Source organism: Tsukamurella sp. M9C (assembly GCF_020169415.1).
In the GTDB taxonomy this organism is placed as follows: domain Bacteria; phylum Actinomycetota; class Actinomycetes; order Mycobacteriales; family Mycobacteriaceae; genus Tsukamurella.
In genome coordinates this window covers 70,477-83,254 of sequence record NZ_JAIULG010000013.1, presented here as the reverse complement: position 1 = coordinate 83,254, position 12,778 = coordinate 70,477, and the positions used below count along the sequence as shown (strand labels likewise).

Here is a 12,778-nt window from a genome sequence, read left to right as displayed (position 1 = left end):
CCGAGGTCGCGGCGCAGGTCCCGGGCGTCACCCTCGCGGGTGCCGACGCCGGGGATCTCCGGCTGACCGGGGCCACCGTCCGCGCCCAGGACGCGCGGCCCGGCGACCTGTTCTGCGCCGTCCCCGGCACCGCCACCCACGGCGCGCGGTTCGCCGCCGGCGCGATCGAGGCGGGGGCCGTCGCCGTCCTCACCGATCCCGACGGTGCCGCGCTCCTCGCGGAGGACGGCCACGACGTCCCCGTGCTCCTGCACGACGACCCGCGCCGCGTCCTCGGCCCCGTCGCGGCCGTGGTCTACGGCGCACCGTCGGCGCGGATGACTCTCGTCGGCATCACCGGCACCTCCGGCAAGACCACCACCAGCTACCTCGTCGAGGCGGCGCTCGCCGCGGGCGGGAACCCGACGGGCCTGATCGGCACCGTCGGCACCCGGATCGCCGGCGTCGACGTCCCGACCACCCTCACCACGCCCGAGGGCTCCGCGCTGCAGGGGCTGTTCGCGTCGATGGTCGAGCGCGGCGTGACCGCCGCCGTGATGGAGGTCAGCTCGCACGCGCTGGCCCAGAACCGGGCGGGCGGCACCCGGTTCGCCGTCGGCGCCTTCACCAACCTCAGCCAGGACCACCTCGACTACCACCCGACGATGGAGGACTACTTCGCCGCGAAGTCGCTGCTCTTCCTCGGGCCGGGAGCCTGCGAGCGCGCCGTGATCTGCGTCGACGACGAGTGGGGCCACCGCATGGCCGAGCTGCGCCGCGCGTCCGGGCTGCCGCTGGTCACCGTCGCCACCACCGGGCCCGCCGACTGGACCGCGGGCGAGGTCGCCGCGTACTCCGACGGCACCCAGCGGTTCACCCTCAGCGGGCCGGACGGACAGACCTTCTCCGCCGTCGTCGGGCTGCCCGGCGCGTACAACGTCGCCAACGCCGCGCTGGCGCTGGTCATCGCCCACGAGGCGGGCGTCCCGCTCGCCGACGCGGCCCGCGGCATCGGCGCCGTCGCCGTGCCCGGCCGGGTGCAGCGCATCGACCGCGGGCAGGACTTCCTGGCCGTCGTGGACTACGCCCACAAGCCCGCCGCCCTCGACGCCGTGATCGCGACGCTGCGCGGCCAGACCGCCGGCCGGATCGTCGTGGTCGTGGGCGCGGGCGGCGACCGCGACCGCGGCAAGCGGCCGCTCATGGGCGAGGCGGCCGCGAGCGCCGCCGAGCTGGTCATCGTGACCGACGACAACCCCCGCACCGAGGATCCGGCCGCGATCCGAGCCGCCGTGGTGGCGGGCGCGCGCGCCGTGACCGGCGGCGGCGAGGTCCGCGAGATCGGCGACCGCCGCGCCGCCATCGTCGAGGCCGTGAACTGGGCCCGCACCGGCGACGTCGTGCTCGTCGCGGGCAAGGGTCACGAGGCCGGCCAGGAGATCAACGGCGTCAAGCACCCCTTCGACGACCGCGACGAGGTGGCCGCCGCGCTGGAGGCCCGCGCATGATCGAACTCACCCTCCGCGAGGTCGCCGCGATCGTCGGCGGCACTCTGCACGACGTGCCCGACCCCGAGGCCAAGGTCACCGGCACCGTCGAATTCGACTCCCGCGAGATCGGCCCCGGCGGGCTGTTCCTCGCCCTGCCCGGCGCCCGCGTCGACGGCCACGAGTTCGCCGCGACCGCGATCGACAGGGGCGCGGTCGCCGTGCTCGGCGCCCGCCCCGTGGGCGTCCCCGCGATCGTCGTCCCGGTCTCCGGCGAGACCGACAACCGCGTCATGGCGCTGGAGAACGACACCGACGGCGCGGGCGCCGCGGTGCTGAAGGCCCTGGGCGACCTGGCCGCGCACTGCACGAAGGCCCTCGCCGCAGACGGGCTGACCGTCGTGGGCGTCACCGGCTCGGCCGGCAAGACATCGACGAAGGACCTCATCGCCGCCGTGCTGCGGCCGCTGGGCGAGACCGTCGCGCCGCCCGGCTCCTTCAACAACGAGATCGGCCACCCGTGGACCGCATTGCGCGCGACCGCGTCGACGAAGTTCCTCGTCCTCGAGATGTCGGCCCGCGGCGAGGGCCACATCGCCGCCCTCGCGCGGGTCGCGCCGCCGCGCATCGGCGTCGAGCTCAACGTGGGCACCGCGCACCTCGGCGAGTTCGGCTCCCGCGAGGCCATCGCCCGCGCGAAGGGCGAGCTGGTCGAGGCGCTGCCCGCGGACGGGCTCGCGATCCTCAACGCCGACGACGCCGCGGTGGCCGCGATGGCCTCGCGGACCGGCGCGCGGGTGGTGTTCTACGGCACGGGCGAGGCGGAGGTCGCGGCGGCGGACGTGAAGATCGACGCCCAGGCCCGCGCGTCCTTCACCCTGCGCGCCCCGGCGGGCGCCGCGCCCGTCGCGCTCAAGGTCCACGGCGAGCACCAGGTGCACAACGCGTTGGCCGCTGCCGCGGTCGGTCTCGAGTGCGGCGCGACGGTCGCGCAGGTCGCCGAGGCGCTTTCGGGCGCCGGCGCCGCATCGCCGCGCCGGATGGACGTCTTCACCACCGACGACGGCGTCACCGTGGTCAACGACACCTACAACGCGAATCCCGACGCCATGCGGGCCGCGCTCCGCAGCCTCGTCCTCATGTCCGAGCACGACGAGGCGGGGGAGCGGCTGCCCGGCCGCGACCGTCGCCGCACCTTCGCGGTGCTCGGCGAGATGGGCGAGCTGGGCGAGGAGTCGATCGTCGAGCACGATCGGCTGGGCCGGTTCCTGGTGCGGCTCGACATCACGTCGACCATCTGCGTCGGCACCTCCCGCGCCGTGCACGCGCTGTGGCAGGGCGCCGTGATGGAGGGCTCCTGGGGCAGCGAGGCCGTGCGCGTCGACACCCGCGAGGAGGCCGTCGAGCGGCTGCGGGACGAGCTCCGGCCGGGCGACCTCGTTTTGGTCAAGGCGTCGAAGTCCGAGAAGATGTGGGAGGTCGCCGAGCACCTGGGCACGGCGAGCGCGGTCAACAACGAGAACGGGGAGTCACCGAAGTGATCCAGATCCTGTTCGCGGGCGGCATCTCGCTGGCCGTGGCGATCCTGCTCACGCCCGTCCTGATCCGGGTCTTCTCCCGGCAGGGCTTCGGTCAGGAGATCCGCGTCGAGGGGCCGCAGAGCCACCAGAAGAAGCGCGGCACCCCGTCGATGGGCGGCGTCGCGATCGTCGTGGCCCTGTGGGCCGGCTACCTCGGCGCGCACCTGCTGGGCTGGAACTCCGGCCCCGGCCCCAGTGCCTCGGGCCTGCTGGTCCTCGGCCTCGCCACGTCGCTCGCGATCGTCGGCTTCCTCGACGACTTCATCAAGGTGCGCAAGCAGCGCAACCTGGGCCTGAACAAGACCGCGAAGACCGTCGGCCAGACCGTCGCCGCCCTGATCTTCGGCGTGCTCGTGCTGCAGTTCCCCAACGCCCAGGGGGTGCGCCCGGCCAGCGAGTTCCTCAGCTACACGCGCGACATCAACACCATCTCGATGGGCGCGATCGTCTTCGTGATCTTCTGCTGGTTCGTCGTCTCCGCCTGGTCGAATGCGGTGAACTTCACCGACGGTCTCGACGGCCTCGCCGCCGGTTCCATGGCGATGGTGCTCGGCAGTTACGTGCTCATCAGCTTCTGGCAGTTCCGCTACGCCTGCGAGACCAAGCAGGTCGCCGGCTGCTACGACGTGCGCGATCCGCTCGACCTGGCGCTCATCGCGGTCGCCGCGGGCGGCGCCTGCCTCGGCTTCCTCTGGTGGAACGCCGCGCCCGCGAAGATCTTCATGGGCGACACGGGCTCGCTGATGCTGGGCGGCCTGCTGGCCGGCCTGTCGATCACCACCCGCACCGAGCTGCTCGCCGTCGTGCTGGGCGCGCTGTTCGTGGCCGAGATGGTCTCGGTGGTCATCCAGATCGCGGTCTTCCGCTCGACGGGCCGCCGCGTCTTCCGGATGGCGCCGTTCCATCACCACTTCGAACTCTCCGGGTGGGCCGAAACCACGGTGATCATCCGGTTCTGGCTGCTCACGGCCATTTCGTGCGGCCTCGGCCTCGTGCTGTTCTACGCCGAGTTCCTCGGCTCCGGCGCGGTCGGCTAGATGGCGACGATCCCCGGCCCCGGCGCGCACGTCCTCGTCGCGGGCGGGGGCGTCACCGGCCCGGCCGTCGCCCGGGCCCTGCTCCGGCTCGGGTCCACGGTCACCGTCGCCGACGGTAAGCCCGCCGCGCGGGAGAAGATCGCGAGCGAGGTGCCGGGCATCGTCGTCGCCGATCTCGACGGGCACGACCCGTCCGGCTACGACCTCGTCGTGGTCGCGCCCGGGTTCCGCCCCACCGCCCCCGTCGTGGTGGCCGCCGAGGCCGCCGGCGTCGAGGTGATCGGCGACGTGGAGCTGGCCTGGCGGATCGACCGCGCCGGCGCCTTCGGCGCGCCCCGCGACTGGCTCGTGGTGACCGGCACCAACGGCAAGACCACCACCACGCAGATGCTCGAGGCGATCCTGTTGCACGCCGGCGTGCGCGCCGTCGCCTGCGGCAACATCGGCCGACCCGTCATCGACGCGATCGGCGACGACGCCGATCCGCGCGTGCTCGCCGTCGAGCTCTCGTCCTTCCAGTTGCACTGGGCCCCGTCGGTGCGGCCGCGCGCGGGCGTCGTGCTCAACGTCGCGGAGGACCACCTCGACTGGCACGGCTCGATGGCCGCGTACACCGCCGACAAGGCGCGCGCCCTCGCCGGCGAGCTCGCCGTCATCGGCCTCGACGACCCCGTGGCGTCGGGCCTGCGCGGGGCGGTCACCGTCGGCTTCACCGCGGGAGAGCCCGGGCCGGGGCAGTACGGCGTGCGCGGGGGCGTCCTGGTCGACGGTGCCGGCGCGCCCGTCCTGCCCGCCGACGCGGTCTCGCCACCCGGACCCGCCGGGATCTCGGACGCCCTGGCCGCGACGGCGCTCGCGCAGGCGGTCGGCGTGACCGCCGCGCAGGCGGGGGAGGCCCTCGCCGCGTTCCGGGTGGGCGCGCACCGCGCCGAGCCCGTCGCGACCGTGCGCGGCATCACGTACGTCGACGACTCCAAGGCCACCAACCCGCACGCCGCGCTGAATTCCATCGAGGCGCACGAGCGGGTGGTGTGGGTCGCGGGAGGTCAGCTCAAGGGCGCCGACATCGGGCCGCTCGTGGCGCGCGTGGCGCCGCGGCTCGTGGGCGCCGTGCTGCTCGGACTGGATCGAGACGAAATCGCGGATTCACTCGCGCGACACGCACCGGATGTCCCCGTGGTTCGGGTGTCCTCGGGCGAACATAGTCCTGTGTCTCCTGTGACTAATGATGCGAATCGTTCTGTAGGGACGACTGGGGCTGGCGATGTGCGAGTGTCCGGCGATGCTGATGCGGTGATGGCCGCCGTCGTCGCCGAGGCCTCCCGGATCGCCGAAGCCGCAGCCCGCGACGGTGCGGCGCCGGTGGTGCTGCTCGCGCCCGCCGCGGCCTCGCTCGACATGTTCACGTCGTACGGGCACCGCGGCGACGCCTTCGCCGCCTCCGCCCGCGCGCTCGGGGACGCCTCGTGAGCCGCGCCGGCAAGGCCGCCGCCGGTACCGACACCGATTCCGATCTCGCCCCCGGCGGCGTCAACGCCCCCGAGAGCACCGAGTTCGACGCGCAGCCCCAGGAGACGGCCGCGTCGACGACGGGCTCCCGCGGCGCGGCCGCCGCGTCCGCGGCGCGCTCGGGCGCGGACGTCGCCCGCACCGGCGCCTCGCTGCTGCGGGGCGGCGCCGTCGGGCTCGCGACGGCCCTGCGCCGCCCGCTCGCGTCCTTCCACCTGGTGCTCGGCCTCACCGCCGTCCTGACGGTGATGGGCCTGATCATGGTGCTCTCCGCGTCGTCCGTCGAGGACATCAGCGCCACCGGATCGCCCTGGGGCAAGTTCACCAGCCAGCTGATCTACGTCGCCCTCGGCGTGGTCGCCTTCGTCTTCGCCCTGTACCTGCGACCCGCGCTGTTGCGCCGGGTGGCGCTCGGCGGCGTGCTCGTCTCCATCGCGCTGCTCGCGGCCGTGCTCGTACCCGGCGTCGGCACGATGGTCGGCGGCGCGCGCCGCTGGATCGACGTGGGCGGCTTCACCCTGCAGCCCTCGGAGATCGCGAAGGTCGCGCTCATCATCTGGGGTGCGCACCTGCTCGCGGACCGCGGGCGCAAGGGCAACATCAAGGAGCTGCTGCTGCCGCTCGGCCCCGTCGTGGTGCTGATGGCCGCGCTCGTCGTCGCCGAGCCCAACCAGTCGACGGCCATGATCATCGTCGCCATCGGCGCGATGCTGCTCTACTACGCCGGGCTGTCGTCGAAGCTGATCGCCTCGCTGCTGGTCGTCTTCGCCCTGCTCGGCATCTTCTTCGCGCTCGCGGAGGGCTACCGCTCGGCGCGCGTGCAGGCCTGGCTCGGCCGCACCGACGACGCGCTCGGCGCCAACTACCAGTCGAACCAGGCGCGGTACTCGCTCGCCGACGGCGGCCTCTTCGGCGTGGGCCTGGGCAATTCGACGGCCAAGTGGAGCTACCTGCCCAACGCGCACAACGACTTCATCTTCGCGATCATCGGCGAGGAGCTCGGCTACCTCGGTGCGGGCGTCGTCATCCTCATGTTCGGCATCCTCACCTGGGTGGGTATGCGGATCGCCGGCCGGGTCGCCGACCCCTTCCTGCGCCTCATGGCCGCCTCCATCACGACGCTCGTCGCGCTGCAGGCGATCATCAACATGGGCTACGTCGTGGGCCTGCTGCCGGTGACCGGCATCCAGCTGCCCCTGCTGTCCGCGGGCGGCAACTCGGTGATCCTCGTCTTGTTCATGATGGGCCTCCTGGCCAACGCCGCCCGGCACGAGCCGGAGGCGATCGCCGCGCTCGCCGGCGGCCGCGAGGGCCGTGCCGGCCGGCTCCTGCGCCTGCCCAAGCCGCTGCCCTACATCCCGCCGCGCCCCGAGCGCCCGGCCGGCCGCGGGCCGGCGCCCCGACAGGGCCGTCCCGCGCCCGCCCGGCGTGCGCCCGCGAAGGGGCGTACCGCGCCCGCGGCGCCGTCGCCGTACGATCGACACCCGTACGGTGACGAGAGCCTGGGCCGGCGCAGCGCGCCGCGCCGGGACCTCCCGCCGATGCGGCCGCAGGGCCGCGGCGGCGAGCCCTGGCGGGGCGATCGTGCCGGACAGCAGCGGAACGCGCCGCAGCAGCGGCGCCGAGGACAGGAAAAGGGCAGACGGGCGTGGTGAGTTCTTCTCGAGCGGTTTCGGTGGTGGTGGCCGGTGGCGGCACCGCAGGACACATCGAACCCGCACTGGCGGTGGCCGACGCCGTCCGGGCCCAGCGCCCCGACGCCGTGGTCACCGCCCTCGGCACGCCGAAGGGGCTCGAGGGCCGCCTCGTCCCGGAGCGCGGCTACCCGCTGGCCATGATCCCGCCCGTCCCGCTGCCGCGGAAGCCCGGCAAGGACCTGGCGAAGCTGCCCTTCACGCTCACCGGCGCGGTGCGCCGCACCCGGAAGGTGCTCCGCGAGACCGGCGCCGACGTGGTCGTCGGCTTCGGGGGGTACGTCGCCCTGCCCGCCTACCTCGCCGCCCGCAGCATGGGCGTGCCCATCGTCATCCACGAGGCCAACGCCAGCGCGGGCGTCGCGAACAAGGTCGGCGCGAAGCTCGCCACGAAGGTCTTCGCCGCGGTCCCCGGATCCGGCGTGCCCGCCGAGGTCGTCGGCATCCCCGTCCGCGCCTCCATCACCGGGCTCGACCGCGCGGCCCTGCGCGCCGAGGCCCGCGCGCACTTCGGGCTGCCCGCCGACGGGCCCGTCGTGCTCGTGTTCGGTGGCAGCCAGGGCGCCGTCCGGCTGAACGACGGTGTCGTCGGCGCCGCCCGGGACTTCGCCGACGCCGGCGTCGGCGTGCTGCACGCCTACGGCCCCAAGAACTCCGTCGAGGTGGACGTGCCCGGCTACGTCGCCGTGCCCTACCTGTCGCGGATGGACCTCGCCTACGCCGCCGCCGACCTCGCCGTGTGCCGGTCGGGCGCGATGACGGTGGCCGAGGTCGCCGCCGTCGGCCTCCCGGCGGTGTACGTGCCCCTCTCGCACGGCAACGGCGAGCAGGCGCTCAACGCGCAGCCGGTCGTCGCCGCGGGCGGGGGACTGCTCGTCGACGACGCGGCATTCACCCCGGATCTCGTGCGGGAGACGGTGATCCCGCTCGCGGGTGACGCCGGGCGGCTCGCGGCCATGAGCGCCGCGGCCGGCGGCAGCGGGCACCGGGACGCCGCGGGCACCGTGGCGGCCGCGGCCCTCGCACTGGCACAGGAGAGGCGGACGTCGTGACCGAGTCGACGGGAGCGCTGCCCGAACGGCTGCAGCGCGTCCACATGGTGGGCATCGGCGGCGCCGGCATGTCCGGCATCGCGCGGATCCTGCTGGCCCGCGGCGGCCAGGTGTCGGGCTCCGACGCCAAGGAGTCGCGCGGCGTCATCGCCCTGCGGGCCCGCGGGGCCCAGATCCAGGTGGGGCACAGCCCCGAGGCGCTCGACCTGCTGCCCGGCGGCCCGACGGTGGTCGTGACCACCCACGCCGCCATCCCCAAGGACAACCCCGAGCTGGTCGAGGCGCAGCGCCGCGGCATCCCGGTGATCCTGCGGCCCGAGGTGCTCGCCGACCTCATGGACGGCTACCGCACCCTGTTGGTCAGCGGCACCCACGGGAAGACCTCCACCACGTCGATGGCGGTTGTGGGCCTGCAGCACTGCGGCGCCAACCCGTCCTTCGCCGTGGGCGGCGAGCTCAACGAGTCCGGCACCAACGCCTTCCACGGCACGGGCGACGTCTTCGTGGCCGAGGCCGACGAGTCCGACGGCTCGCTGCTGCAGTACGCGCCCGACGTGGTGGTCGTCACCAACGTCGAGGCCGATCACCTGGACTTCTTCGGCTCCGAGGAGAAGTACGTCGCCGTCTTCGACGCCTTCACCGAGCGGATCCGCCCCGGCGGCACCCTCGTGGTGTGCCTCGACGACCCGGGCTCGGCGGCGCTGGCGCAGCGCACCCACGCCGCGCTGCGCGCCCGCGGCGTCCGCGTGCTGGGCTACGGCGAGGGCACTCACCGCGACCTCGCGCCCGACGTGACGCTGATCGCGGAGCTGTTGGACTACAAGCCCCGTGCCGAGGGCGGCATGCTCAAGGTCCGTTTCTCCGACGAGAACCGGAAGGTCACCGAGCGGGCGATCCTGCTCTCCGTGCCCGGGAAGCACATGGCGCTCAACGCCATCGCCGCGACGATCGCGGTCGTCAGCACGGGCCAGCCGACCGCGAAGGTGATCGAGGGGATCGAGGCCTTCGGCGGCGTGCACCGCCGGTTCCAACTGCGCGGCACCGAGCAGGGCGTGCGCGTCTTCGACGACTACGCGCACCATCCGACCGAGGTCCGCGCCGTTCTCACCGCCGCGGCGGAGATGGTCGCCAAGCAGGCCGAGCCGGGCCGCGTGATCGTCGCCTTCCAGCCCCACCTGTACTCGCGGACCGAGCAGTTCGCCGCCGAGTTCGCGCAGGCCCTCAGCCTCGCCGATGAGGTCGTGGTGCTCGACGTCTACGGCGCGCGCGAGGACCCGCTGCCGGGCGTCACGGGGGAGCGGATCGCCGAGAAGGTGACCGCCTCCGCGCACTACGTTCCGAGCCAGGCGGAGGTGGCCGGTGTGGTCGCCGGCCTCGCGCGACCCGGCGACGTCGTGATCACCATGGGCGCCGGTGACGTGACCATGCAGGGCCCGACGATCCTCAACACGCTGGCGCAGCGCGGCGCCGAGGCGGGCGCGTGAGTTCTCCCGCGACGCGCAGGCGCGTGCCGGGTCTGCGGCGATTGCTGCTGATCCTGCTCGCGCTGGCAGTGGTGGCGGGACTCGCTGCGGCGGCGTACTTCTCGCCGGTGCTCTCGGCACGCGACGTCTCCGTGACGGGCGCGACCAATGCGCCCGCCGATCAGGTCGCGAAGGTGGTGGAGCCGCTCAAGGGGCGTCCGCTGCTGCAGATCACGCCCGGACAGCGCGACGCCTACGCCGCGCAGGTGGTCGCGGTGAGCCCGTGGATCGACCGCGCCACGGTCACGGTCTCGTACCCGTCGACGCTGGTCGTCGAGGTCACCGAGCGCGAGGTCGTCGCCTACGCCCAGCGCCCCGCCGGGACGGTGCTCGTGGACGCCAAGGGCGTGCCCTTCATCAAGGTGGGGGAGCCGCCCATCCTCACGCCCAAGCTCGTCGTCGACGATCCGAAGTCCGACGATCCCGCGACGACGTCCGCGATCGCGGTGCTCCGGGCGCTGCCGCCGGACCTGCACGGACAGGTCGTCGAGATCGGGGCGGATTCCCCGGCGAACGTGCGCTTCGTGCTGCGCGACAAGCGGGTCGTGTACTGGGGCGACGACCAGCGGACGGCGGACAAGACCGCCGCGCTGCGCATGGTGCTGACCCGCCCGGGCAAGGAGTTCACCGTGATCAATCCGGACATGCCCACCACCCGCTGAGGGTGTTCTTCCCCTCACCGAGAACGTTTTTCCCGACACGCCCGCGCGCCTGCGGGGCAAGCGGTGCACTGCCCTCTACCTTGGTTTCAGACCAGCTACTTGACATAACTTTAAGCCTTCTGTTGAGGTTTAGGGTTCGTCTCAGAAGCAACAGACTTCACATCAGGGGAAAGGCGAAACATGACCGCCGCGCACAACTACCTCGCCGTAATCAAGGTCGTCGGCATCGGCGGCGGCGGCGTCAACGCCGTGAACCGGATGATCGAACAGGGGCTCAAGGGCGTCGAGTTCATCGCGATCAACACCGATGCCCAGGCGCTCATCATGAGCGACGCCGACGTCAAGCTCGACGTGGGTCGCGACTCGACCCGCGGCCTCGGCGCCGGCGCCGATCCCGAGGTGGGCCGCAAGGCCGCCGAGGACGCCAAGGACGAGATCGAGGAGCTCCTCAAGGGCGCCGACATGGTCTTCGTCACCGCGGGCGAGGGCGGCGGTACCGGCACCGGCGGCGCGCCCGTCGTCGCCAGCATCGCCCGCAAGCTGGGCGCACTCACCGTGGGTGTGGTCACCCGCCCGTTCACGTTCGAGGGTGCCCGCCGCGGCAAGCAGGCGGAGACCGGGATCGGCTCGCTGCGCGAGTCCTGCGACACCCTGATCGTGATCCCGAACGACCGGCTGCTGCAGCTGGGCGACGTGAACGTCTCCGCGCTGGACGCGTTCAAGAGCGCCGACGAGGTGCTCCTCAACGGCGTCCAGGGCATCACCGACCTGATCACCACGCCCGGCCTGATCAACGTCGACTTCGCGGACGTCAAGAGCGTCATGTCCGGCGCGGGCAGCGCCCTCATGGGCATCGGCTCCGCGCGGGGCGAGGGGCGCGCGATCAAGGCCGCCGAGGCCGCGGTGAACTCGCCGCTGCTGGAGACCTCGATGGAGGGCGCGCACGGCGTGCTCATGTCCATCGCCGGCGGCAGCGACCTGGGCCTGTTCGAGATCAACGAGGCCGCCTCGCTCGTGCAGGGCGCCTCGCACGAGGACGCGAACATCATCTTCGGCACCGTGATCGACGACAATCTCGGCGACGAGGTGCGGATCACCGTGATCGCCGCGGGCTTCGACGGTGCCGCGCCCGCGCGCCGTCCCGTGACCCGCATCGGCGGCCAGCACACCGCCGTCGAGCAGCCCGCCGCCGAGCCCGAGGACGCGCGTCGGGGCAATCCCTTCGACAGCCGCCCGCCGCGCTCGAACGACCCGTTCCCGGCCCGCTCCACCGGCCGCGAGACGCGCTCGGACGACGACTTCGACCTCGACGTCCCGTCGTTCCTGCAGAACCGCCGCTGAGGAATTCGACTCCGACGGCGCTCCCGGCTCTGCCGGGGGCGCCGTCCGTAGTCTTGAGCCATGACTGATCCCGCGAACGCTCCTGTCTCTGCGGCCCGTGTCCGGCGGGTGACCACCACCCGCGCGGGCGGCGTCTCGCAGGCCCCGTACGACACCTTCAACCTCGGCGATCACGTCGGTGACGACCCGGCGGCCGTCGCCGCGAACCGGCTCCGTCTTGAGCGGGAGATCGGCGTCGAGCCGGGCCACGTGGTCTGGATGGAGCAGATCCACAGCCGGACCGTCACCGTCGTCGACGGTCCGCGTGCGGAGCCCGTGGAGGCCACCGACGCGCTCGTCACGACGGTGCCCGGCCTCGCCCTCGCCGTCCTCACCGCGGACTGCGTCCCGCTCCTGCTCTCGGACGACGAGGCGGGCGTGCTCGCCGCGGTCCACGCGGGCCGCGTCGGCGCCCGGATCGGCATCGTGCCCGCCGTCGTCGAGGCGATGCGCGACCTGGGCGCCCGCCCGGAGCGGATCGGCGCCTTCCTGGGCCCCGCGGCGAGCGGTGCCAAGTACGAGGTCCCGGCATCGATGGCGGCCGACGTCGAGCAGCATCTGCCGGGCAGCCGGTGCCGCACCGAGAAGGGCACCGACGGGCTGGACCTGCGGGCGGGCATCCGTCGTCAGCTGCAGGGACTGGGCGTCGCGGCGGTCGCGCAGGACCCGCGGTGCACTATCAGCGACCCCACGCTGTTCTCGCATCGACGAGGCGCTCCGACAGGGCGCCTGGCCTCGGTGATCTGGATCGACACGGCGAAATGACATCGATGGGATTCGTGCGCGTGTCGGAACCACCATTCGCCCGTCTTCCCCACTAATCTCACTTCCATAACGACAGTCACAACCGTCACACCAGCCCATGCAGGCGCCGA

10 protein-coding genes are annotated in these 12,778 nt (G+C 73.2%); all 10 read left to right on the top strand.

The window, feature by feature from the left end; genetic code table 11:
* Nucleotides 1-1,487 (top strand): UDP-N-acetylmuramoyl-L-alanyl-D-glutamate--2,6-diaminopimelate ligase (locus tag LB823_RS09195; protein WP_224646648.1); only part of this gene is annotated, 1,487 nt, incomplete at its 5' end.
* Entirely contained in the window at nt 1,484-3,007 is a 1,524-nt protein-coding gene (murF, locus tag LB823_RS09190) for a UDP-N-acetylmuramoyl-tripeptide--D-alanyl-D-alanine ligase (protein WP_224646647.1), read from the top strand. The genes LB823_RS09195 and murF, both read left to right, overlap by 4 nt.
* Entirely contained in the window at nt 3,004-4,083 is a 1,080-nt protein-coding gene (mraY, locus tag LB823_RS09185) for a phospho-N-acetylmuramoyl-pentapeptide-transferase (RefSeq protein ID WP_224646646.1), read from the top strand. Before murF ends, mraY begins: the two co-directional genes overlap by 4 nt.
* Complete coding sequence (gene murD, locus LB823_RS09180; RefSeq protein ID WP_224646645.1) at nt 4,084-5,553, top strand: UDP-N-acetylmuramoyl-L-alanine--D-glutamate ligase; 1,470 nt, start codon at nt 4,084-4,086, stop codon at nt 5,551-5,553.
* Nucleotides 5,550-7,247 carry a putative lipid II flippase FtsW gene (ftsW, locus tag LB823_RS09175; protein WP_224646644.1) on the top strand — a complete coding sequence of 566 codons (1,698 nt, stop codon included), beginning with the start codon at nt 5,550-5,552 and terminating at the stop codon, nt 7,245-7,247. Before murD ends, ftsW begins: the two co-directional genes overlap by 4 nt.
* Nucleotides 7,241-8,338, top strand: a complete 1,098-nt coding sequence (murG, locus tag LB823_RS09170; protein ID WP_224646643.1) for an undecaprenyldiphospho-muramoylpentapeptide beta-N-acetylglucosaminyltransferase — start codon at nt 7,241-7,243, stop codon at nt 8,336-8,338. The genes ftsW and murG overlap by 7 nt, the downstream gene beginning before the upstream one ends.
* A 44-nt stretch (nt 8,339-8,382) precedes the next feature.
* Nucleotides 8,383-9,822: a UDP-N-acetylmuramate--L-alanine ligase gene (murC, locus tag LB823_RS09165; protein WP_224646650.1), complete on the top strand. Its 1,440-nt coding sequence runs from the start codon at nt 8,383-8,385 to the stop codon at nt 9,820-9,822.
* Entirely contained in the window at nt 9,819-10,523 is a 705-nt protein-coding gene (locus tag LB823_RS09160) for an FtsQ-type POTRA domain-containing protein (RefSeq protein WP_224646642.1), read from the top strand. The genes murC and LB823_RS09160 overlap by 4 nt, the downstream gene beginning before the upstream one ends.
* 180 nt (nt 10,524-10,703) lie before the next feature.
* Entirely contained in the window at nt 10,704-11,864 is a 1,161-nt protein-coding gene (ftsZ, locus tag LB823_RS09155) for a cell division protein FtsZ (RefSeq protein ID WP_224646641.1), read from the top strand.
* Nucleotides 11,865-11,924: 60 nt separating this feature from the next.
* Nucleotides 11,925-12,668, top strand: coding sequence for a peptidoglycan editing factor PgeF (gene pgeF / locus LB823_RS09150; protein WP_224646639.1), 744 nt, complete (start codon nt 11,925-11,927; stop codon nt 12,666-12,668).
* The last annotated feature ends 110 nt before the right edge of the window (nt 12,669-12,778 follow it).